Raw genomic sequence first — 20,009 nt, 5'->3', positions numbered from 1 at the left:
AGCCTTTCGCTGCTCAGGCGAGCGCCTTCAGGGCGCTGCGGCCGGCATAGATCGCCTGGGCGCCGAGCTCTTCCTCGATACGCAGCAGCTGGTTGTATTTCGCAGTCCGATCCGAGCGGGCGAGCGAGCCGGTCTTGATCTGCCCGCAATTGGTCGCGACCGCGAGATCGGCGATGGTGGCGTCCTCGGTTTCGCCCGAGCGGTGCGACATCACGGCGGTATAGCCGGCGCGCTGCGCCATTTCGACCGCGGCGAGGGTCTCGGTCAGCGTGCCGATCTGGTTCACCTTGACCAGGATCGAGTTGGCCGTCTTCGCCTTGATGCCGCGCGACAGGCGCGTGACGTTGGTGACGAAGAGATCGTCGCCGACGAGCTGGCACTTGGAGCCGACCAGATCGGTCAGGGTCTTCCAGCCCTCCCAATCGTCCTCCGACATGCCGTCCTCGATCGAGACGATCGGGTAGTTCGCGACGAGCTTGGCGAGATACTTGGCCTGCGTCTTTGGATCGCGGGTTTTGCGTTCGCCTTCATAGACATACGAGCCGTCCTTGAAGAACTCCGTCGCCGCGCAATCCAGGGCGAGCGCGATGTCCTCGCCGGGCTTGTAGCCGGCCTTCTCGACCGCTTCCATGACGAAGTCGAGCGCGGCCTCCGCCGACTTCAGGTTCGGCGCGAAGCCGCCCTCGTCGCCGACATTGGTGTTGTGGCCGGCGTCATGCAGCGCCTTCTTCAGCGTGTGGAAGATCTCCGAACCCATCCGCAACCCTTCCGAGAAGGACGTCGCGCCGATCGGCATGACCATGAATTCCTGGAAGTCGATCGGATTGTCGGCATGGGCGCCGCCATTGACGATGTTCATCATCGGCACCGGCAGGACGCGCGCGGCGGTGCCGCCGACATAGCGATAGAGCGGCAGGCCGACAGCCTCCGCGGCTGCCTTGGCGACAGCGAGCGAGACGCCGAGAATGGCGTTGGCGCCGAGCTTGCTCTTGTTGGGGGTGCCGTCGAGTTCGATCATCGTCTCGTCGATGGCTGCCTGGTCCTCGGCATCCATGGCGACGAGTGCTTCGGCGATGCTGACATTGACGGCTTCGACCGCCTTGAGGACACCCTTGCCGAGATAGCGGCTCTTGTCGCCGTCGCGCAGTTCGACGGCCTCATGCGCGCCGGTGGAGGCGCCCGACGGTACGGCGGCGCGGCCCATCGAGCCGTCCTCGAGCACGACATCGACCTCGACCGTGGGATTGCCGCGGCTGTCGAGGATCTGGCGGCCGATAATGTCGATGATCGCGGTCATGGGAGGCTCCGTGGCGGACGAGGACGTTGATGAGCGCGCTTCTAACCAACAGGCTCCCGCTCGGGAAGCCTCAATCCGTGTTCTTTTCTGCCGCGGGACTCGAAGGGAGACGATGTTCCGGCTCAAACCGCGGCGAACACGGGCCGATGACGCAAGGCAACCGCAACCTTCACGGCAGCGTCGCATTGCGGACCCGATCTTGCTGCTTTCCCAAGGTCATCAGCAGACTGTGTCATCGGGAAACAATCATGTTCCAAATTTTGCCAGGCCACCGGCGTCCGTCATTGTCGACCGTACTGATCTGGGTTGCCGTGACCGTGCTGTGGTGGAGTGCGCTCTGCCTCGTCTCCGGCCGGCTCATCTGGCTCTGGTAGTCAGCTGTCGTCTTCCGTGCCGACATAGCCTCCGACGAGATAGCCGCTCTGAAGCGCGAAGAGGTAGCCGATCCAGACGAAAAGGCTGAAGAACGTCAGTTCGTCGCGCATCAGCCATAGCGGCACGATGACGAGCGTCATTGCCAGGCTCGCTGCCAGTATCGCCATGAATCTGTAGGAGAGGCCGATCAGGATGCCTACCAGAAATAGTATTCCTGCAATTATCATTGTTTTGAATTAAATCGTTCAGGCCTAGTCCGGGTGGGCGTACTGTTAGTGTGTTAGACCAGAAATTGACAAGTCGAGCTGTGGAAGATCGATAAAATACGAGTAAAATTATAGCTATATTATAGAGTATTCGAGATTTTTATCCGTCGATGTTTCGGGTTGCTGTCGCGCTGCGGCTACGGGCTTGCCGCCCGACATGCGAGCCGTGCGTGGTACGTGCAGGCGTGGCGCGTGAGTGACGCCTCGCTTCCATCGGGGACGCCAGCGCTTTAGAAGGCGCCAAACTTCAGGAGCATCCGATGTCGATCGACGCCACCACCTTGCAGCTGGGTCAAGCCACGCACTTGCCGACCTCCCCGGAGGAAGCGCGGCTCGATCGCGTGCCCAACCCCCATGCCGGCACGAGCTATCTCGCCCGTTTCACCTGTCCCGAATTCACCTCGATCTGCCCGGTCACTGGTCAGCCGGATTTCGGCATCCTGGTGATCGACTATCTGCCGGGCGATTGGCTGGTCGAATCCAAGTCGCTGAAGCTCTACCTCGCCGCATTCCGCAATCACGGCGCCTTCCACGAGGATTGTACGGTCGGCATCGGCAAGACGCTCGTGGAGCTATTGGACCCGACCTGGTTCCGCATCGGCGGCTACTGGTATCCGCGCGGCGGCATCCCGATCGACGTGTTCTGGCAGACGGGCGAGCCGCCCAAGGGGCTATGGCTGCCTGATCAGGGCGTCGCACCCTATCGCGGGCGCTGAAAAGCGCCCGCTGCGTCTCAGGTCCGGCTGCCGGCCAGCGGCAGGATGCGGGGCGTGACGAGGCCAAGCAGGCCGATGCCCAGCGCAAACAGCAGGATTGCACCGGTCGGGCCGAGCAGATGGAGCGCCAGCCCCATCACGACCGGGCCGATCGCATGGCCCAGGAACAGCGAGCAGGCGAAGAGCGCCACCGCCGAGCCGCGCGCGGTTGGCGCGAGCTCCGTCGCCTGCGCCTGAAAGGTGCCGTGCATCAGGAAGAAGCCGAAGCCGTTCAGGACGAAGAAGCCGATCGCGCTCCACCATGGCAGGAAGGGCAGCGCGAACAGCCCATAGCCGATTGCCATCAGGAGGCCCCCGGTGATCGTCATCCGCGCGGGGCCCAGCCGTTCGACGAGAATGCGCGTCAGCAGGCCGTAGATGATGCCGCCCAGCCCCGTGCCGGCAATCACGAGCCCTGCAAGCGACGGCCCGATCTCGGAGCGCTCCTTGAGGATCGCGGCGACATAGGGCGGCATGCCGAAGATCAGGCTGCCTTCGGTGATGACCAGCGCATAAAGCAGTTTCGTCCTGGGATTGGCGAAGACCGCGGCATAGTTCGCCAAAGCGCCTTTGAAGCTCAGCGGCGCTCGCTCCGCATTTTTACGCGGCTTGAGGACGAGCACGACCAGCAGGGCGGCGATTGCGGCCATGGCACCGGCCATGACGAAGACGCCGCGCCAGCCGAAATGCTCGGCGATGATGCCCGAGCAGGCCGCGCCGGCCATCTGCCCGACGATCATCAGCACCAGGAAGCGCCCGAGCATAATCTGGCGCTCGGCCATCGGAGCGCGGTCGCCGATGGCAGCCATCGCCACCGGAATGACGCCGCCGGCGACGATGCCGGTGGAGGCGCGCACAACCGTCAGGATGTCGAAGGAGGCCGAGAAGGCGGCGACGACAGAGAGCAGCGCCAGCAGTCCAAGGCAGACCGAGATCGTTCGCAGCTTTCCGACGGAATCCGCGATCGGCCCCAGAAAGGGCTGGCCGACCGCATAAGCGAAGGAAAACGCCGTCGCCACGGCCGCGACCTGCGGGATCGTCCGGTCGAATTCCGTCGCCAGCGTCGGCACCAGCGGGTCGAGAATGCGCATCGTGAAGGTCGATGCGAAGCCGCAGGCGCCTAGGACGAGGATGAGGGGGCGAAGGGAGGCCGGCGTCGGTGCCGCAGCTTGTGTCTCAGACATAAGCCAGCGTAGGCGCCAGCCGCGCCTTGGCAAGGCGATCAAAGCCTTGCAGCTCTGCGATCAGCGCGGAGAACTCGCTGAGCGGCACCATGTTGGGCCCGTCCGAGGGGGCCTTGTCGGGGTCGGGATGCGTCTCGATGAAGACGCCGGCGACGCCGACCGCGACGGCCGCTCTAGCCAGTACCGGCACGAATTCGCGCTGGCCGCCGGAGGACGAGCCCTTGCCGCCCGGCTGCTGTACCGAATGTGTCGCGTCGAAAATCACCGGCGCGCCGATCTCGGCCATGATCGGCAGGCTGCGCATGTCGGAGACCAGCGTGTTGTAGCCGAAGGAGGCGCCGCGCTCGGTCAGCATCACGTTGGGGTTGCCGCTTTCGGTGATCTTGGCTGCGACATTGACCATGTCCCAGGGTGCCAGGAACTGGCCTTTCTTGACGTTGACGACGCGGCCGGTCTTCGCGGCTGCGACAAGCAGGTCCGTCTGGCGGCAGAGAAAGGCCGGAATCTGCAGCACGTCGACGATCTCGGCCACGGGCGCGCACTGGGCGGCGTCATGCACATCGGTCAGCACCGGCAGCCCCGTGCGCTCGCGGATCTCGGCGAAGACGGGCAGGGCCGCCGCCATGCCCATGCCGCGCTGGCCTTTGGCGCTGGTGCGGTTGGCCTTGTCGAAGGAGGTCTTGTAGATCAGGCCGAAGCCGAGCTTGTCGGCTATCTCCTTGAGCGCGAACGCCATTTCGAGCGCGTGGTCGCGGCTCTCCATCTGGCAGGGGCCGGCGATGATGGCGAGCGGGAGCGCATTGCCGAAACGGACCGGCTGGGCGAGATCGGCGCCGACTGAGACGATGGCGTTGGCGGTCATGGCGGGATCCTGTCGGAAAATGTCGCCGGGCTTATGTCCGGGAGGGGCGCGGGGTCAAGTTCCTCCGTCCTGCGATCACAACTTGCACGACATCATGTCAAACGGACTGGCGAAGCAGCGGGGAGGTCTGTAAATTCATTCGCGAAGCACTATCTCGGGTGGGAACGCGACAGGATCGAAGTTGAGGACAGCGGCGGCGAGGATGATGATGGCAAGGGATGGCACAGGGTTGCATGCCGCCATCGCGCCCTGGTCGCTGGCGGTCGAGGAAGATGTGAGAATGGCCGATCGCCCCAAACGCTCGGGCCCGCCGGCCGATGGTGGGCGGGACGGTGCCGGCACCGCCGTGCTGACCCGCACGCGGACCCGCAAGCCCAATCTCTACCGGGTCCTGCTGCTGAACGACGACTACACGCCCATGGAATTCGTCGTTCATGTTCTGGAGCGGTTCTTCAACAAGGATCGCGCCGAAGCCACGCAGATCATGATGCATGTGCATCAGAACGGCGTCGGCGAGTGCGGCATCTTTACCTATGAGGTCGCCGAGACGAAGGTGACCCTTGTGATGGACCTCGCTCGAAAACACATGCATCCGCTGCAATGCGTGATGGAGAAGAAGTGATCTTGAATTCGACCACGTTTCCGGAATCGAAATAGGAGCGCTATCAGTGCCGAGTTTCTCGCGCAGTCTCGAACAGGCGCTTCACCGGGCTCTGGCTTTGGCCAATGAGCGCCGTCATGAATACGCCACCCTTGAACATCTGCTGCTCGCCCTCGTCGACGATCAGGACGCGGCCGCGGTGATGCGCGCCTGTAGCGTCGATCTCGACACGCTAAGGCGCAATCTCGTCGACTACATCGATGCCGAGCTGACCAATCTCGTCACCGATGGGCGCGACGATTCCAAGCCCACGGCAGGCTTCCAGCGCGTGATCCAGCGCGCGGTCATCCATGTCCAGTCCTCGGGCCGCGAGGAGGTCACGGGCGCCAATGTGCTCGTCGCCATGTTCGCCGAGCGCGAGAGCCATGCCGCCTATTTCCTGCAGGAGCAGGACATGACGCGTTATGACGCGGTCAATTACATCAGCCACGGCATCGCCAAGCGCCCCGGCGCCAGCGAGGCGAGGCCGGTGCGCGGTGTCGAGGAAGAGCCCGAGCAGCAGCAGCGTGATTCCCGCGCCGACCAGGCCAACGACGCCGACAAGGACAAGAAGAAGAAGGAAAGCGCGCTCGACGCCTATTGCGTCAACCTCAACCGCAAGGCGCGCGACGGCCGCATCGATCCGCTGATCGGCCGCGAGGCCGAGGTCCAGCGCACCATCCAGATCCTCTGCCGCCGGCAGAAGAACAACCCGCTGCTCGTCGGCGATCCCGGCGTCGGCAAGACCGCCATCGCCGAAGGCCTGGCGCTGAAGATCATCCGCGGCGAGGTGCCTGAGGTGCTGGAGGACGCGACCGTCTTCTCGCTCGACATGGGCACATTGCTGGCGGGCACGCGTTATCGCGGCGATTTCGAGGAACGCCTCAAGCAGGTGATGAAGGAGATCGAGGCCCACCCCAAGGCGATCATGTTCATCGACGAGATCCATACGGTGATCGGCGCTGGCGCGACCTCGGGCGGCGCGATGGATGCGTCCAATCTGCTGAAGCCGGCGCTCGCCTCGGGCGGACTGCGCTGCATCGGCTCGACGACCTACAAGGAATACCGCCAGTATTTCGAGAAGGACCGGGCGCTTGTGCGTCGCTTCCAGAAGATCGACGTCAACGAACCATCGGTTCCCGATACGATCGAGATCCTGAAGGGGCTGAAGCCCTATTTCGAGGAGTTCCACAAGCTGCGCTATACGGCCGATGCCATCAAGGCGGCGGTCGAGCTCTCGGCGCGCTACATCCATGACCGCAAGCTGCCGGACAAGGCGATTGACGTGATCGACGAGACCGGCGCCTCGCAGATGCTGGTGCCCGAGAACAAGCGCAAGAAGGTCATCGGCGTGAAGGAGATCGAGGCCGCGATCGCCACCATGGCTCGCATCCCGGCCAAGACGGTCTCGAAGGACGACGCCGAGGTGCTGCGCAACCTCGAAAACACGCTGAAGCGCACGGTCTACGGCCAGGAAAAGGCGATCGAGGCCTTGTCCTCCTCGATCAAGCTGGCGCGTGCCGGGCTGCGCGATGGCGAGAAGCCGATCGGCTGCTATCTGTTCGCCGGGCCCACCGGTGTCGGCAAGACGGAGGTTGCCCGTCAGCTTGCGTCTTCGCTGGGCGTCGAGCTGATCCGCTTCGACATGTCGGAATATATGGAGCGTCACACCGTCTCACGGCTGATCGGCGCGCCTCCCGGCTATGTCGGCTTCGACCAGGGCGGGCTTCTGACCGACCAGATCGACCAGCATCCGCATTCCGTGCTGCTGCTCGACGAGATCGAGAAGGCCCATCCGGACCTGTTCAACATCCTCCTGCAGGTCATGGATCACGGCAAGCTGACCGACAATAACGGCAAGCAGGTCGATTTCAGGAACGTCATCCTGATCATGACCACCAATGCGGGGGCGGCCGACATGGCACGCAACGCCTATGGTTTCACCCGGACCAAGCGCGAAGGCGACGATACGGAGGCGATCAACAAGCTGTTCGCGCCGGAGTTCCGCAACCGGCTCGACTCGGTGATCTCCTTCGGCCATCTGCCCAAGACCGTGGTGGCGCGCGTCGTCGACAAGTTCGTGCTGCAGCTCGAGGCTCAGCTCGCCGACCGCAACGTCACGATCGAGCTCAGCGACGAAGCCCGCGAATGGCTGGTCGAGAACGGCTATGACGAGGCTATGGGCGCAAGGCCGATGGCGCGGCTTATCCAGTCGACCATCAAAACGCCGCTGGCGGACGAGGTTCTGTTCGGGCGGCTCAAGAATGGCGGCGCCGTGAAGGTCGTGGTCGTGCAGTCGGAGACGGGCATCAAGGTGCTCGGCCTCGAATTCCCCGACGGTCCGGTCAAGCCGAAGCCTGAAAAGGATGTTGCAGCAGCGGCCGAAAAGCGTAAGCCACGCGCCAAGGCCGCAACTGCTGCAAAGCCGGCTGCCGCGACGCCTTCGCGTCGGGGCGGCAAGGGCAGCGGTGACGGCGGAAAGTCTGGTGGACCGGCCGAGCCTCCCAAGGCGACGCAGCGGCCTGTCAGAAGCGTACCGAAGGTTCCGTTGACGAAGGCCTGATGTCGTGTTTTTCAGACGAAAATCCGCCGGTCTCGCGGCGCAGGCGGCAGAGCCTGGGCCCGACCACGCCGTTCCTGCGCGCAAGCAGAAACTCGGCTGGTTCGAGAAGCGTGACCGCCGCCGGCGCCGGCGCAAGGTTTTCGAAGAGGTGCTCGGCTGGATTCTGGTCCCGGCCTTCATCTACCTGATCTATCTCGGCGTGAAGTCGATCGGTGGCATCCCCAAAGAACTGATCGACTTCGGAAACGAGCTGATCGGCCTGGCATTCAAGGCCTCGCACTGACCGGGCCACTCGTCCTTTGCAATTGACGCAGGGCCGACAGTTTGCTGTCGGAGGTCGGCTTGCCCGACATTGCGGGTTAGAACGGACGGGCCGGCGCTGTTTCAGGCGCCGGCATTGTCCCTTCGACCGCTAACCGGCAGTGTTGCAAACCATTCCATGACCGTATCGGCCGACTGGAACTGGAAGCGCGTGGCGCTCGCCGGCATGCGCGACGCGCTGTCGCTGCCCGCCTGGGTCGTGGGCCTCGGGCTGGTCGGCATCGGCTCTCTGGCGCGCGATGTCGGCTATCCCGTCGATGTCGCCGTCCTCTCAACCATCCTGGTCTGGGCCGGTCCTTCGCAGGTCATCTTCTTCGGATCGATCGCGGCTGGCGCGGCCTGGAGCGCGATTGCGATCGCCATCGGCTTCGCCTCATTGCGCTTCCTGCCGATGACGGTCGCGATCCTGCCGCTGCTGAAACGGCCCGGGCAGGGCCTCGGGATGCAGCTCCTGCTGGCCCATTATGTCGCCGTCACCGCCTGGACGGAAGGGCTGCGGCGCCTGCCGGCGATCGCGCCGCATCAGCGCACGGCCTATTTCCTGGGCTTCGCCAACACCTGCATGGCGGTCAGCGCGCTTGGCACCTATGCGGGCTATTATCTCATCAGTGCATTGCCGGTGCCGCTGGCGGCAGGGCTGCTCTGCCTGACGCCGATCTTCTTTCTCGCCTCGTTGGCGGCCGGCGTCCGCCATCGCGGGGACGTCGTCGCCATGGCGCTGGGGCTGACGCTCGCCCCTCTGTTCGACCGCCTGATCGGGGGAGGGTTCGACCTGATCATTGCCGGGCTGATCGGCGGCAGCGTGGCCTTTGCCTGGCAACGCCGGCGGAGAGCGGCATGACCCAGCCGATCGCCTGGCTCGATGGCCCATTATGGCCTTATCTCGCGCTGCTGCTCTTTGCTGTCCTGCCGACGGAAATCTGGCGCTGGCTGGCGGTCGCCTTTTCGCGCCGCATCGATCCGGAATCCGCCGTGGTCGAGTGGGTGCGCTCGGTTGCGACCGCACTTCTGGCCGGTGTCGTCGCCAAACTCATTATCGCGCCGCCCGGCGCGTTGGCTGCCTTGCCGCTCGGCCTGCGGGTCGGCGCACTCGCCGTCACGCTGGCGATCATGATCTTCGACAGGCGCAAGGTCCTGTGGGCGGTTCTGGCAGGCGAGGTCGTGCTGGTCGGGGGCGGCTGGCTGCTGATCTAGATCGGCGCTGCGGCGGGTGACCGGACATGTCTCAGCTTGTCGGGATTGCGCAGAATGTAGACCGCGACGATCTTGCCGTCGCGGATATCGAGCGCCGTCGTTTGCAAGGTCTCGCCGCGCTCGAGGCTGATAAAGCCCGGCATTCCGTTGATCAGAACCGGCTCATAGGCTTGCGTCGTGAGACCGAGCTTTGCGACCTTCTGCGCGAGGCCAGCGTAGAAGCGGGTCACCTTGTCCGCGCCCAATATCGGGTTGAGGACGGCGAGCACCTTGCCGCCGCCATCGCTATGCAACACGACGTCGCGTGCCAGCAGGCTCTGCAGGGCGTGCGGGTCGGCACCATGTGAGGCCTCGAAAAAGGCCTTGGCGTAGCGCTCCGCATCGGCTGGTGACACGTGATGGCGCACCTTGTCCTGCTGAACATGCTGGCGCGCCCTGCTGGCGAGCTGGCGGCAGGTGCTTTCGCTGCGTTCGAGCATGCGAGCGATCTCGGAAAACTCGACATCGAAGATGTCGCGCAGCAGGAAGGCCGCGCGTTCGAGCGGCGAGAGCCGCTCCAGCGCCACCATCAACGCGATGGGTACGTCGAGATCGTCATCGCGCGAATTGGCAGCGCCGAGCGTCTCGATCAGGGGCTCAGGCAACCAGGCGCCGACATAGAGTTCGCGGCGCCGGCGCGCCGATTTCATCTGGTCGAGGCATAGCCGCGTCACGATGCGCGCCAGATAGGCGCGCGGGTCGACGACTTCCTCGCGACTGGCCTCGTTCCAGCGCAACCAGGCATCCTGCACGATGTCCTCGGCATCGCTGACCGAGCCGAGCATGCGGTAGGCAAGCTGGCTCAGGTAGCGGCGATGGGCCTCGAATACCGGTTCGGCTGTTGTTGTCGTGGTCAGCAAAACGGGTGGTCAACCTGCTGCAGCGGCCGATGCGCGGGGGCGATCATTGGGATGGTTGGACCGGAAGCCGATCGCAATCCGGTTCCACAGGTTGATCGTGCCGATCAGCAGCGTCAATTTCACCATCTCCGCTTCGCCGAAATGGCGCAGGGCCTCCTCATAGGCGGAGTCGGGAGCATGTGTCTGGGAAATCAGGGTCAGGGCTTCCGTCCAGGCCAGGGCAGCGCGCTCACGCGGGCTGTAGAGCTCGGATTCGTGCCAGGCATCGAGCAGATACAGTCGCGCTTCGCTTTCGCCGGCCTGGCGCGCCTCGGACGAGTGCATGTGCAGGCAATAGGCGCAGCCGTTGATCTGCGACGCCCGCATCTTGACCAGTTCGATCAGGCTGTGTTCGAGCCCGCTCTCCTTGATGGATGCTTCGAGCGCGATCAGCGGCTTCATGGTCTCGGGCGCGACGGTGTAGGGATTCAAGCGCTTGCTCATGGGGCGTCTCCAAAAGGTGTACGCGCAGCGGATCGAGCCGCTTCTGGCTCGATCCGCTGCGCTCAGCATAATGCCGAAAATGGGTGGCGGCTTGCGGTATCTCGCCTGGTCAGGCTGCGACCGGCCGCTGCCGATCCTGCGGATGGCGCGTCTGGAAGCCGGCATTGATCCGGTTCCAGCTGTTGATCACGCTGATGGCCATGGACAGGTCGACGCATTCGGCCTCGCTGAAATGCGCGCGCAATTCGGCAAAGGCCGCATCGCTGGGCGCAGCCTCGGAGAGCCGCGTCAGAGCCTCGGTCCAGCCAAGCGCGGCGCGCTCGCGCGGGGTGTAGAGGTCCGATTCATGCCAGGCGTTGAGCAGATAGAGCCGCGCCTCGGTCTCGCCGGCCTTGCGTGCGTCGATCGCATGCATGTGCAGGCAGTAGGCGCAGCCATTGATCTGGGAGGCGCGCATCTTCACCAGTTCGAGCAGGCTGTGTTCGAGCCCGCACTCCTCGGTGTATTTCGATGTGGCCAGCAGCGCATTGATCGCTGCGGGCGAGGCCTGAAAAGCGTTGAGCCGTTGGGTCATGATCGTCTCCATCCATGTCTGATGGAAACAAGACGAGGCAGCCCAGGCCGTTGTGACATCGCTCAGAGATTTTTCAGCGCGTCCCGGATTTCTTCAGCCCTGGCGGCGAGGATTTCGTTCTTCTCCATGGCGCTGGTATGGGGCCGCAGCGCAACGCCGTCATGGCGCGGCATGACATGGACATGCATGTGAAACACGACCTGCCCGCCGGCGGCCTCGTTGAACTGCTGGATGGTCACGCCGTCGGCGGCGAAAGCGGCCTTCACGGCCCGCGCGAGCTTCTGCGTGGTCAATGCCACGGCTTTCAGCGCCTCAGGCGGGGCATCCAGCACATTGCGGCAGGTCGCTTTCGGGACGACGAGCACATGCCCGTCGGCGCGAGGCATGATGTCCATGATCGCCAGCGTCTCGGCGTCTTCATAGACGGTGTGGGACGGCAACTCGCCACGCAGAATCTTGGCGAAGACGTTGTTGGTGTCATAGGCGGTCATGCTGGGTCTCAAGCATTGGGGAGGGGCGAGGATCAGCCAGCCTGTCGCGCGCGGGCGGCCCGCGTCAAGGGTGTAAGGCAGGCGCCCGGCTGTGCGCCTCCGCACCAAGCGGCAACGTCCCGGAGACGGTCGCGTCCAGTACGAGGTCGTCGCAGGCGCCCAGCAGCCAGAGATGCGTCGCCTCCAGGCGCAGCAGCGAGACATCCCACCAGCGCGCGATCAGTGCCGCGAGCGCCTGCGTCTCCGCCGCGTCGAGATCATCGGTGAGATTGTAGAGGCCGACGAGATAGAGGTCGGTTTGCGGCCGGCCCAGCGCGGCCTGCATCGCCTTGATCGGGTTCTCGCCGTGCCGGCTCTCCGGATAGACCTTCAGATAGAGCCGGCCGCGATTGACGTTGCCGGAAAACAGGCCGCGCAATTCGACGCGAAACGGCCCGATCTGCGACAGCGCATCCAGCCATTTGGGATCGACGTTCGGTGGCTGGCCGGTCGCCAGCGAACCGCAGATCGTCGCATGCAGCCGGTCGCTGCGCCTTGGCAGCAGCTCCCAGGCGATCTTGTGCGCGAAAGGCGCGGCCTTCAGTTCGCCTTCCAGGCTCGCGAAGGCAGCCGACGCTCGTAGCGCTGAATCATCAACCGGCAGGACCAGCGAGAAGATGCGGGGATGGCGGCCCATTTCGTAGAAGCGCCCGTCCTGTCGCGCGATCACGCCGGGATGTCCGGCCGCGACCAGCGGCAGATGCGCCAGACGATAGCTCTCGTCGAGGGTCAGCGGAGCACCGGCTGCAAAGTCGGTGCGGCTGCGCTGATAACCGAGTTGCGCATCGTCGCAGAACTCCGTCGAGCTCCGACGCTGTTCCAACCCATCCCCCAGCTCAGTCATCGACACCTCCGGATTTGCGGAAAGGGCTCTCGGCCGCAAGGACCTCCTGCGCCTGCGCGATGTGCTCGCGTTCATTGTCGAGATAGGCGGCGACGGCACGCCGCAGGCCGGGATCCGCAAGATAATGCATCGAGCGCGTGAGCACCGGGCGATAGCCGCGCGCCAGCTTGTGCTCGCCCTGCGCGCCGGCCTCGACGCAGGCGAGACGATGCGCAATCGCGTAGTCGATGGCCTGATGGTAGCAGATCTCGAAATGCAGGAAGGGGTGGTCTTCGATGCAACCCCAATTGCGACCGTAAAGCGTATTTGCGCCCCGGAAATTGATCGCGCCAGCGATATAGCGACCCGCGCGCCTTGCCATCACCAGCACGATGCGCTCGCCCATTGCCGCGCCGACTGCCGAGAAGAACGCCCTGTTCAGATAGGGCCGCCCCCATTTGCGCGAGCCGGTATCCTCGTAGAACGAATGGAAATCGTCCCAGACCGCCTCGGTCAGGTCCGCACCCGAGAGCACCTCGACCGTGATGCCAGCGGACAGGGCTTCGCGCCGCTCGCGCTTCAGCGCCTTGCGCTTGCGCGAGGCCAGCGTCGCCAAGAAATCATCATAGGTTTCAAAGCCTTCGTTCTGCCAGTGAAACTGCAGGTCGTGGCGTTCGAGATAGCCGGCCTGCTTGAGTGCCGTCACGTCCGGCTCCTGCACGAAGGTGACATGGATCGAAGACGCTTCGGCCTGGCTGCGCAGCGCAGCGAGCCCCGCGATCAGGCCGGCGCGAGCCTCCTCGGCGCGCGGGCCGTCGGCAACGAGGAGGCGCGGTCCCGTCGCCGGGGTGAAAGGCGCTGCAACCTGTAGCTTGGGGTAGTAGTGCCCGCCGGCGCGCTCATAGGCATCGGCCCAGGCATGGTCAAAGACATATTCGCCCTGGCTGTGGCTCTTGAGGAAGCTGGGCGAGGCGGCAAGCAGATTGCCCTCGCCATCCTCGACGAGCAGGTAGGCCGGCGACCAGCCCGTCCGCCCACCGACGCAGCGGCTTTCTTCGAGAGCCCGCAGGAAGGCATGCGAGACGAAGGGATTGTCGGTATCCACGCCAGCGTCCGCTACCGCGGGCGCGCATGCCTCATCGAATGACAGGGCGGCGCGCAGCGCCGCGGGATTAGCGCAGGCATTCCAGGCGCCGGCCGGCACGCTTTGCAGGGAGGTCGCGACACGGACCCGGAGGTCGTCGCGCCCATCCGAGCTCAAGGGTGGAAACCCTCGAAAACCATCTGGTCGGCATGGCGGGCCGCCTGTTCGCGCTCTTCCGGCGTGCGCACGGTCCAGCTCATCAAGGGCATGCCGAGTGCGTTGCGGCAGAGATAGGGCGCGGCGCTCTCCAGATCCGTGACCTTCCAGGACAGGAAGTCAGGCCTGCTTTCGTTGAAATGCAGCAGGTTCGCGAGCGCGTGCTTGCGGGCCTTGTCGAGGCGGTCATAGTCGCCATAGGCATATTCGTTCATCGCGACGATGCCGCGCGGGATCGCAGGTGCAATCTCACGCAGCGCCGTGACGACCTCCGGATCGAATGATTTGAACACGATCGGCTGCCCGGCATAGCCCGCGACGATCTCGGCGGCGCGGCGGGTCAGGGCGAGGTCGCCATTGAAGCGGCTCTTGATCTCGATGATGAGCGGAACCCGGCCGGCAATGCGGTCGAGGAAAGCGCTCAAGGTCGGGATACGATCTTCGCTGCCCTTCAACGTGATCGCCGCCAGCGCATCCGCCTTCTGCGCGGCCACGGATCCGGTCGCTCCCGTCAGCCGGTCGAGCACGAAATCGTGAAACACCATCGCCTGACCGTCGGCGCTGAGCTGGACGTCGCATTCGATGCCGAAGCGGCCCGCGATCGCGGCCTCGGCGGCCGAGATGCTGTTCTCGATCACCCCAGCGGCGAGGTCGTGCAGGCCGCGATGGGCGATGGGCCGGGCCACCAGCCAGTCGAGGCCGGGGCGGGCGCGCTCGTTCATGACGCTGTCCCGCATCACGCGATCTCGAACATGGCCTCGACCTCGACAGCGGCATCGGCCGGCAATTCGGCGACGCCTACGGTCGAGCGGGCATGGCGGCCCCTGTCGCCGAGGACTTCGACCATCAGGTCGGAGGCCCCGTTCATGATCGCCGGCAGCGCGGCGAAATGCGGCGTGGCATTGATGAATCCGCCGAGACGGACGCAGCGCGTGATGCGGCCGAGATCGCCGCCCAGCGCCGCCTTGGCCTGCGCCAGCACGTTGATGGCGCAGAGACGCGCCGCTTCCAGGCCGGCTTCATTGAAGATTTCGGCCCCGAGCTTGCCCTTATGGGCATCGGCCAGCTTGCCGTCGGGCCCGAAGCAGATCTGCCCCGAAATGATCAGCAGGTTGCCGGTGATGACATAGGGCACATAATTCGCGATCGGCGCGGCCGGGGTGGGCAGCGTGATGCCGAGTTTGGCGAGGTTGGCTTCAACGGCGTTCATCGGGCGGACTCCACAGCAAAGGCAGGTGTCTTCAGCAAAGCAGGTCTTTCACGGCCTGTCTTTTATGGCCTGCCTTTCATGGCCGATGCCCGGACAAGCCGCAAGCGCGGGCGTCATGCCCTCCCGGCAGGGCCGGCAGTCGCATAGATTGGTGGCATCGCGCCTTGTTTGCGCCATTGCCGCAATGCACCTAGATTCAATCAAGTTGAAAGCGGAACGCAGACGTCATGAGCAAAGATGGTTTGGGCCTCGCGGGGCTTCTCGGCGCGACGGTGTTGCTGGCGGCCGGGACCGGTGCATGGGCGCAAGGGGCCGCGTCCCAAAGCGCACCGACCATGGGGCGGGTGGTGCTTGCGCCGCATCGCGCCGTCTATGACCTCGTGCTGGATAACGGCAAGCCTGCCAAGAATGTCGAGGCGGCGCGCGGGCGCATCGCCTTCGATTTCACGGGCGATGCCTGCGAGGGCTACGCACTGTCGTTCAGGCAGGTGACGCAGTTGAGCAGCGGCGAGGGTGGTCCGCGCACCATCGACGCGCGCACGACGAGCTTCGAGGCCGGCGACGGCGCCAGCTACCGCTTCAAGACCGAAAGCTCGGCCAGCGGCTCGCCGCCCGAGACCGTCGACGGATCGGCGGAGAAATCCACTGACGGCTATGAGGTCAAGCTGCGCGCGCCCAAGGCGGAGACACATCGCGAGGCGGCGGACGCTCTCTTCCCCAATGCCCAGATGAAAGCGGTGATCCAGGCGGCGCGCGCCGGCCAGACCACTCTGAACGTCCGGCTCTATGATGGCGCCAACAGCGGCAAGGAGGTCTACGACACGCTCTCCGTGATCGGGAAGCGCATCGAGGCCAAGCCGTCGGAGGAGCCGCTGCAAAAGCCGGAATTCGAGGCCATGGCGCGCTGGCCGGTGACGATTTCCTATTTCAAGGTCGGCTCCGGCGAGACGACGCCGGCCTACACCATCGCGTTCGAACTCTACGAGAACGGCATCACCGGCGCGATCCGGCTGGACTATGGCAGCTTCGCGCTGCGCGGCACGCTCACACGTCTGGATCTTCTGCCGCAGCAGGCTTGCGCGAAGTAGGATCGGCCGACGCAGGACCACTCGCAGGGCGTCGCTGCGGCAGGCGCAGGCTCAAGCCCTTGCCGATCGCTTCATCGCCGAAGCGCGCGCGCAGGGAATCGAGCGCGCCTTCCATGGCCTTGAGCTTTGGCGTCGCGACATCGGCGAGATCGCCATGGTCAGCCTCTTCCGGGCTGCTGAAGTCGCTCGCGCCGATGCCGATCAGGCGGTAGCGCTGGCCGGTGCACTCGCGCCGGAGCAGGTCGCGCCCCGCCACGAACAGGCGCGCGGCGAGCTGAGTTGGTTCCGGCAGGCGGCTCGCCCGCGTGATCGAGTGGAACTCGGCGGTCTTCAGTTTCAGGGTGATGGTTCGGCCCGCAAGCTCCTGTGCCTTCAGTCTTTTCGAGGTTTTCTCGCAAAGCCGCCAGAGCACGGGTTCAAGCTCCTCGAACAGCGAGAGGTCGATATCCAGCGTGGTTTCGCTGGAGACGCTCTTGGTCTCTCGTTCAGGCGAGACCTTCCGCGCGTCGATGCCGTTGGCGAGGTTCTTGAGGCGCGGTCCGTCCTTGCCGGCAAGCCGGAAAAGCTTCTCGACCGGGGCCTCGCGCAGATCGCCGATCAGCCGGAAGCCCGCCTCGGCGAGCTTCGCCGCGCTTGCCTGCCCGATGCCCGGAATGAGGCCGACCGGCTTGTTGGCCAGGAAGGCGACGGCCTCGGCCCGGCCGATGATCGAGAAACCACGCGGCTTGTCCATGTCCGAGGCGACCTTGGCCAGGAACTTGGCATAGGACAGGCCGATCGAGACGGTGATCCCGATCTCGGTCTCGATGCGTTTGGCAAAGCGCGCCAGCGTCAGCGCCGGGCTGGCATGGTGCAGCCGCTGCGTCCCCGCGAGATCGAGGAACGCCTCGTCGATCGAGATCGGCTCGACCAGCGGTGTGAGCTCCTGCATCAGCGCGCGCACCTGCCGGCCCACAGTGACGTATTTCGCCATGTTCGGCTTGACGACGACAGCCTCCGGGCAGGCCTTCAGAGCCTTGAACATCGGCATGGCCGAGCGCACGCCATAGGTCCGGGCAATGTAGCAGGCCGTCGAAACCACGCCGCGCTTGCCGCCGCCGATGATCACCGGCTTGTCGATCAGGGATGGGTCGTCGCGCTTCTCGACCGCCGCATAGAAGGCGTCGCAATCGATATGGGCGAGGCTCAGGCTATCGCGCTCGGCATGCTGAAGCAGTCGCGGCGAGCCGCAGGCGGTGCAACGGCGCGGCGCAGGGCCACCGCCCTCGTGGTCGATGAGGCAATCGCGGCACAGGAAACGTCCGGCCGCCGAACCGCCGGGCTCGCTCAAGTGAAGTCGCCGGGCGCGGTGCCGCCGAGCAATCTGCGGGCGTCGGCGATGATTTCCGGATTCAGGCTTAAATTTCCGGCAAACTCAAGCAGGAGCGAATCGCTGCCTGAGATATGATCGAGGACAGCGACGAGAAAGCCGGGTTCGCTCGCTGCAGCCCTCAGAGTGGCCGGTCCAAGCCCGGTTGCGGCCAGAAAGGGCTCCAGCCGCTCCGGTTCGGCTGCCAGGAAGGCCAATGCGCGTAGCGCCAGGGTCTCGGCGTCCTGTTGGGTCAGTCGTTGCGCCATGGCGTGACAGGCTCCGGAGTCGGGTATTGGGTTTGCGTTTCGTCAACTGCTCGCATGTTAGCGTAAAAATTGAACGAGGCCGCCAGCTTGGACAATCCGGATTGATCCGGGTCTCGTCCTTGGCGCGAATGAAGGGCGGCATGATGAAGACGGTTCTGATCGTCGAAGACAACGAGCTCAACATGAAGCTCTTCAATGATCTGCTCGAGGCCCATGGCTACGCCACGCTGAAGACCGCCGATGGCATCGAGGCGATCGAGCTTGCGCGGACCCATCATCCCGACCTGATCCTGATGGATATCCAGCTGCCGGAGGTTTCGGGGCTGGAGGTCACGAAATGGATCAAGGAGGATGACGACCTGAAATCGATCCCGGTGATCGCCGTCACGGCCTTTGCGATGAAGGGTGACGAGGAGCGCATCCGCGAAGGCGGCTGCGAGGCCTATCTCTCCAAGCCGATCTCGGTCGCCAAATTCCTGGAGACTGTGCGCGCCTATGCCGGCGCGGCCTGAGCCTTCGAAAGCAAGCCTATGTCAGCCCGAGTTCTGATCGTCGACGACATCATCACGAATGTGAAGCTGCTCGAGGCGAAGCTCTCTGCGGAGTATTTCGGCGTCGTCACCGCGCTGAACGGGCTTGAAGCCCTGGCCATCTGCGAACGTGGCGAGGCCGATATCGTCCTGCTCGACGTGATGATGCCGGGCATGAACGGCTTCGAGGTCTGCCGGCGCCTGAAGAGCGAGGCGACCACCGCTCACATTCCGGTCGTGATGGTCACGGCCCTGGACCAGCCGAGCGACCGGCTGCAGGGGCTGGATGCCGGCGCCGACGATTTCCTGACCAAGCCGCTCGACGATACCGCTTTGTTCGCGCGTGTGCGCAGCCTGGTCCGCCTGAAGTCGATGACCGACGAGTTGCGCAATCGCGCGCTCGCCTCGCGCCGGCTCGGGATCGCCGACCCGCTGGCGGCCGCGGCTTTGGAAACTGGCCTGAACGGGCGCATCCTGCTGGTGGAGGATCGGCCAAGCGTGACCGAGCGGCTGCAGAGCGCGCTTTCGGCTTTCCACTCCGTCGAGGTCGAACCCGATCCGCATCAGGCGCTGGTGCGTGCGGTCGAGGGTGAGTTCGACAGCGTTCTGGTCAGCCTCGACCTCAAGGGACATGACGGCTTGCGCCTTTGCAGCCAGCTGCGCTCGCTGGAGCGGACACGCAACATCTCGGTTCTGATGATGGGCGAGACGGAGGATCGCGCCCGCATCCTGCGCGGCCTCGAGATCGGCGCGCATGACTTCCTGATCCGCCCGATCGATCGCAACGAGCTCCTCGCCCGGGTGCGCACGCAGGTGCGCCGCAAGCGCTTCACCGAGAAGCTGCGCGACAGCGTGCAGTCCTCGATGGAAATGGCGGTGATGGACCAGCTCACTGGTCTGCATAACCGCCGCTTCATGGACAGCCGCATGGCGGTGATGTTCGACGAATCCGCATTGCGGGCGCGCTCGCTGGCGATGCTCGTCCTCGATGTCGACCACTTCAAGGTCGTCAATGACAGCTGGGGCCATGACGCAGGCGACGAGGTACTCCGGGAATTCGCCGACAGGGTGCGCGCCTGCACGCGCGGCATCGATCTCGTCGCCCGCATGGGCGGGGAAGAGGTCGTGGTCGTGCTGCCCGATACGACGCTCGATGCCGCCTATGCCGTGGCCGAACGTATTCGCGAGCGCGTCGAGATGGAGCCGTTCGCCATTCACAACAACAGCAACGCGATCCCCGTGACGGTCTCGATCGGCGTGGCTAGCCGTCGTGCGGGGGATGTGTCATCGGCCGAGATGATGAAGCGTGCCGACGATGCGGTTTATCGCGCCAAGGCAAGCGGCCGCAACCGCGTCATCGTGGCCAACGCCGCCTGAACCTTGCGATGCCGGGTCGCCCGGCATTGGTTAACGCGCGACGGACAAGGCTCCCGCGGGTCCAGTTGAAGACCGGCTCGCAACTGCCTGCATCGATTCGCTAATTTCGGCGCGCGTCGCA

The 20,009-nt window shown here is 64.8% G+C and carries 24 protein-coding genes; 10 read left to right on the top strand and 14 right to left on the bottom strand.

What is annotated here, in order from left to right:
• Positions 1-13 precede the first annotated feature (13 nt).
• Entirely contained in the window at positions 14-1,297 is a 1,284-nt protein-coding gene (gene eno, locus C4S73_RS07085; protein ID WP_103871738.1) for a phosphopyruvate hydratase, read from the bottom strand.
• A gap of 248 nt (positions 1,298-1,545) precedes the next feature.
• Here eno and C4S73_RS28875 point away from each other — a divergent pair, with 248 nt between their 5' ends.
• Complete coding sequence (locus C4S73_RS28875; RefSeq protein ID WP_280177576.1) at positions 1,546-1,671, top strand: hypothetical protein; 126 nt, start codon at positions 1,546-1,548, stop codon at positions 1,669-1,671.
• Here the strand turns inward: C4S73_RS28875 and C4S73_RS28150 are convergent, their stop codons facing one another.
• The gene (locus C4S73_RS28150; protein ID WP_160115684.1) at positions 1,672-1,812 is read right to left on the bottom strand and encodes a hypothetical protein; all 141 of its coding nucleotides are present in this window, start codon (positions 1,810-1,812) and stop codon (positions 1,672-1,674) included.
• 386 nt (positions 1,813-2,198) lie between these two features.
• Between C4S73_RS28150 and queF the strand changes: the two genes are divergently transcribed.
• Entirely contained in the window at positions 2,199-2,654 is a 456-nt protein-coding gene (gene queF / locus C4S73_RS07080; RefSeq protein ID WP_103871737.1) for a preQ(1) synthase, read from the top strand.
• Positions 2,655-2,671: 17 nt separating this feature from the next.
• On the opposite strand, the gene C4S73_RS07075 is transcribed toward queF, so the two are convergent.
• Both C4S73_RS07075 and kdsA read right to left on the bottom strand, forming a co-directional pair.
• The gene (locus tag C4S73_RS07075; RefSeq protein ID WP_103871736.1) at positions 2,672-3,877 is read right to left on the bottom strand and encodes an MFS transporter; all 1,206 of its coding nucleotides are present in this window, start codon (positions 3,875-3,877) and stop codon (positions 2,672-2,674) included.
• Entirely contained in the window at positions 3,870-4,739 is an 870-nt protein-coding gene (gene kdsA / locus C4S73_RS07070; protein ID WP_103871735.1) for a 3-deoxy-8-phosphooctulonate synthase, read from the bottom strand. Before kdsA ends, C4S73_RS07075 begins: the two co-directional genes overlap by 8 nt.
• 280 nt (positions 4,740-5,019) lie before the next feature.
• Here kdsA and clpS point away from each other — a divergent pair, with 280 nt between their 5' ends.
• From clpS to C4S73_RS07045, 5 genes are all read left to right on the top strand, one after another.
• The gene (gene clpS / locus C4S73_RS07065) at positions 5,020-5,361 is read left to right on the top strand and encodes an ATP-dependent Clp protease adapter ClpS (RefSeq protein WP_103871883.1); all 342 of its coding nucleotides are present in this window, start codon (positions 5,020-5,022) and stop codon (positions 5,359-5,361) included.
• A 46-nt stretch (positions 5,362-5,407) separates the two neighbouring features.
• Complete coding sequence (gene clpA / locus C4S73_RS07060) at positions 5,408-7,942, top strand: ATP-dependent Clp protease ATP-binding subunit ClpA (protein ID WP_103871734.1); 2,535 nt, start codon at positions 5,408-5,410, stop codon at positions 7,940-7,942.
• A gap of 4 nt (positions 7,943-7,946) precedes the next feature.
• Complete coding sequence (locus tag C4S73_RS07055; protein ID WP_103871733.1) at positions 7,947-8,225, top strand: hypothetical protein; 279 nt, start codon at positions 7,947-7,949, stop codon at positions 8,223-8,225.
• Between the two features lie 156 nt (positions 8,226-8,381).
• The gene (locus tag C4S73_RS07050; RefSeq protein WP_103871732.1) at positions 8,382-9,104 is read left to right on the top strand and encodes an AzlC family ABC transporter permease; all 723 of its coding nucleotides are present in this window, start codon (positions 8,382-8,384) and stop codon (positions 9,102-9,104) included.
• On the top strand, positions 9,101-9,457 hold the full coding sequence (locus C4S73_RS07045) for an AzlD domain-containing protein (RefSeq protein WP_103871731.1): 357 nt from the start codon (positions 9,101-9,103) through the stop codon (positions 9,455-9,457). Before C4S73_RS07050 ends, C4S73_RS07045 begins: the two co-directional genes overlap by 4 nt.
• On the opposite strand, the gene C4S73_RS07040 is transcribed toward C4S73_RS07045, so the two are convergent.
• From C4S73_RS07040 to C4S73_RS07005, 8 genes are all read right to left on the bottom strand, one after another.
• Positions 9,454-10,356, bottom strand: coding sequence for a sigma-70 family RNA polymerase sigma factor (locus C4S73_RS07040; protein WP_244595473.1), 903 nt, complete (start codon positions 10,354-10,356; stop codon positions 9,454-9,456). The two genes, C4S73_RS07045 and C4S73_RS07040, sit on opposite strands and share 4 nt — an antisense overlap.
• Positions 10,357-10,365: 9 nt before the next feature.
• Positions 10,366-10,839 carry a carboxymuconolactone decarboxylase family protein gene (locus C4S73_RS07035; protein WP_103871730.1) on the bottom strand — a complete coding sequence of 158 codons (474 nt, stop codon included), beginning with the start codon at positions 10,837-10,839 and terminating at the stop codon, positions 10,366-10,368.
• Between the two features lie 109 nt (positions 10,840-10,948).
• Positions 10,949-11,413: a carboxymuconolactone decarboxylase family protein gene (locus C4S73_RS07030; RefSeq protein WP_103871881.1), complete on the bottom strand. Its 465-nt coding sequence runs from the start codon at positions 11,411-11,413 to the stop codon at positions 10,949-10,951.
• 62 nt (positions 11,414-11,475) lie between these two features.
• Positions 11,476-11,904 (bottom strand): HIT domain-containing protein, encoded by a 429-nt coding sequence (locus C4S73_RS07025; protein ID WP_103871729.1) that lies wholly within the window; start codon positions 11,902-11,904, stop codon positions 11,476-11,478.
• A gap of 64 nt (positions 11,905-11,968) precedes the next feature.
• Positions 11,969-12,787: a hypothetical protein gene (locus C4S73_RS07020; RefSeq protein WP_103871728.1), complete on the bottom strand. Its 819-nt coding sequence runs from the start codon at positions 12,785-12,787 to the stop codon at positions 11,969-11,971.
• Positions 12,780-14,027 (bottom strand): GNAT family N-acetyltransferase, encoded by a 1,248-nt coding sequence (locus C4S73_RS07015; protein WP_103871727.1) that lies wholly within the window; start codon positions 14,025-14,027, stop codon positions 12,780-12,782. The genes C4S73_RS07020 and C4S73_RS07015 overlap by 8 nt, the downstream gene beginning before the upstream one ends.
• Entirely contained in the window at positions 14,024-14,788 is a 765-nt protein-coding gene (locus C4S73_RS07010; RefSeq protein ID WP_103871880.1) for a glycerophosphodiester phosphodiesterase family protein, read from the bottom strand. The genes C4S73_RS07015 and C4S73_RS07010 overlap by 4 nt, the downstream gene beginning before the upstream one ends.
• A 14-nt stretch (positions 14,789-14,802) precedes the next feature.
• Positions 14,803-15,276 (bottom strand): RidA family protein, encoded by a 474-nt coding sequence (locus C4S73_RS07005; RefSeq protein ID WP_103871726.1) that lies wholly within the window; start codon positions 15,274-15,276, stop codon positions 14,803-14,805.
• A 227-nt stretch (positions 15,277-15,503) separates the two neighbouring features.
• On the opposite strand from C4S73_RS07005, the gene C4S73_RS07000 reads away from it, so the two are divergent.
• Positions 15,504-16,364 (top strand): cell envelope integrity EipB family protein, encoded by an 861-nt coding sequence (locus C4S73_RS07000; RefSeq protein ID WP_103871725.1) that lies wholly within the window; start codon positions 15,504-15,506, stop codon positions 16,362-16,364.
• Here the strand turns inward: C4S73_RS07000 and C4S73_RS06995 are convergent.
• Both C4S73_RS06995 and C4S73_RS06990 read right to left on the bottom strand, forming a co-directional pair.
• Positions 16,321-17,694 carry a DNA polymerase IV gene (locus C4S73_RS06995; protein WP_425290319.1) on the bottom strand — a complete coding sequence of 458 codons (1,374 nt, stop codon included), beginning with the start codon at positions 17,692-17,694 and terminating at the stop codon, positions 16,321-16,323. The two genes, C4S73_RS07000 and C4S73_RS06995, sit on opposite strands and share 44 nt — an antisense overlap.
• Complete coding sequence (locus C4S73_RS06990) at positions 17,691-17,981, bottom strand: DUF3572 domain-containing protein (RefSeq protein ID WP_103871724.1); 291 nt, start codon at positions 17,979-17,981, stop codon at positions 17,691-17,693. The genes C4S73_RS06995 and C4S73_RS06990 overlap by 4 nt, the downstream gene beginning before the upstream one ends.
• A 140-nt stretch (positions 17,982-18,121) precedes the next feature.
• On the opposite strand from C4S73_RS06990, the gene C4S73_RS06985 reads away from it, so the two are divergent.
• Both C4S73_RS06985 and C4S73_RS06980 read left to right on the top strand, forming a co-directional pair.
• Entirely contained in the window at positions 18,122-18,493 is a 372-nt protein-coding gene (locus tag C4S73_RS06985; protein ID WP_054141425.1) for a response regulator, read from the top strand.
• Between the two features lie 18 nt (positions 18,494-18,511).
• Entirely contained in the window at positions 18,512-19,888 is a 1,377-nt protein-coding gene (locus C4S73_RS06980) for a PleD family two-component system response regulator (protein WP_103871723.1), read from the top strand.
• Positions 19,889-20,009 lie beyond the last annotated feature (121 nt).

It is taken from the genome of Allobosea lathyri (genome assembly GCF_900108245.1).
Taxonomy (GTDB): Bacteria; Pseudomonadota; Alphaproteobacteria; order Rhizobiales; family Beijerinckiaceae; genus Allobosea; species Allobosea lathyri.
Note: the sequence above shows the minus strand (reverse complement) of the source record. Positions and strands in the feature narration are given on the sequence as shown.